This is a genomic window from Thermosporothrix hazakensis (genome assembly GCF_003253565.1).
Lineage (GTDB): Bacteria > Chloroflexota > Ktedonobacteria > Ktedonobacterales > Ktedonobacteraceae > Thermosporothrix > Thermosporothrix hazakensis.
In genome coordinates, this window is the sequence record NZ_QKUF01000079.1 from 1 (window position 1) to 1694 (window position 1694).

General features: G+C 47.5%; 1 protein-coding gene. It reads right to left on the bottom strand.

Features of this window, described 5'->3' with window-relative positions; translation table 11 throughout:
* Positions 1-416 precede the first annotated feature (416 nt).
* Positions 417-1190, bottom strand: a complete 774-nt coding sequence (locus tag EI42_RS31740; RefSeq protein ID WP_111326980.1) for a helix-turn-helix domain-containing protein — start codon at positions 1188-1190, stop codon at positions 417-419.
* Positions 1191-1694 lie beyond the last annotated feature (504 nt).

Below are 1694 nucleotides of genomic sequence, written 5' to 3' on the forward strand. Positions count from 1 at the left end.
CACTCTCATGCGCCCACATCTCTCCTTTCCCAACGAGTGTCCTTGATCGGACCACTTGATTGGTGCGCTGCTGATCGTGCACATGCAGGGTCAGCAGGCACGAGTCAAGCGGCCTTGTAGCGTGTTGTTCTCACCTTTGTCTTAGGCTTTAATGTCGGTGTCCGCTTTGTCGCATTGCAGCTATCTTTTTAGCCGTATCTTCCTCATAATTAGAGGGAAAGGCTCCTAGTGTAACCTGGCATGTTGAACACCGTACTTCGATCTCATCACCTCGTTGATGAAATGTAACGTGGAGATCAGGTAATGTCCCGCCGCGAAGGTAGCGCCTTACATTTTCTCCTTCATGTGGGAAATGGGGCTCTTTAAAAGGGCTGCCGGTCAATGTCAGCCTGATTTTTTGCTCTGCTGTAAGCATATTAAGCTCCTCTTCCGCTTAGTTCCTGAAGACGTTTTATCCCCTCCTCATTTAAAGGGAATTCGTATGCAAGTCGACCAGGGGCAATAGATTTTCCTTTCATAAGGCGAAATCCAATCTTCCGTACAAGGGTATCACCTTCTTTAGTGGCAGAAACAGTGTATGCAGTTTGGATAAGATATCCGTTGGCTCTAAGGTCAAGTATCATGGCGGCAAGCCGTGAGACGATGATACCACCATAGAGCCGGCGTAAGTGTAAAGGTAATGTTGGATCGATAGCTAAAACATCAATATATATGTCAAACGGATCCAACCGTGTGAACCTTTGCACTTCTCTTAATGTGATCTCCCGTTCAATCCTTTTCCCTGTCAACAAATCATCAAGGAATGTTGGTGGAAATCGGAACATGGAGACGTAGCCGACAACGTGCCCATCCACTTTCAAGGACCAAAACGTAAATTCGTTCTTCTGCTGAAAGCCAATACGGTCTAGAAGCGGCGTGATAAATTCAGCGCCGAAACAGCGGGTTCCTATTCTTATCTCTTCTTCCTGATCTGCCGGGGTTGATTTTGAGAATACAATTCTATCATTCTGCTCAAAGACGAGGCTCATTGCGCGGGCAAGCGCATCAATATCTCGCTTTGGGTAGAGACTTTGTTTCTTGCCCGGAGGGGTCATCTTGGGTATGAGGCCTTGATTCACCCTCCTGTGAAACATGGCCTTCGATAATCCAAGTTTAGCCATTGCCTGGCTTGCAGTGTAATACTCGTTCATTCGTTCATGTCGCTCCTCGGTTTACACCCATTCAAGCACGAGTCATAAATAAAAGTGTAACAGATTTTGTAAACTTTGGCCACTAAAGCTCTTTGAAGTTACCAATGCGACCCAGTTAAACATCAAGGACTTGACAGACTACCAAATCTTATTTTACACTACGAACTAGAGTATACTTTTGAAACTTTCGTATACTGTTGATACCAAGCAAGCTTAGTTTCTTGGTACTCAACCACCTTAACAATCGAAGAGCGTGTGGCCTCTGGAAGGACTGGCGTGTAAAGGAGGCCGGAACGGCGAAGCCTTGCGAGGTGAGCCGTGCGCGTGTTACGGCCGAGCACTCAACCTGATGGCTAGTCGCTCAGCCGAGATGCACATACCCTGGTGGAAGTCATGTCCGTTCCATCAGGCAGACAGGTCGCAGCCTGGCGTCTCCTCTGTGAAGGCGAAGTAAGCAGCGGCGGCGCTCAGGTGCGGACTGTACCTTATTTCATCTTCTGTTTT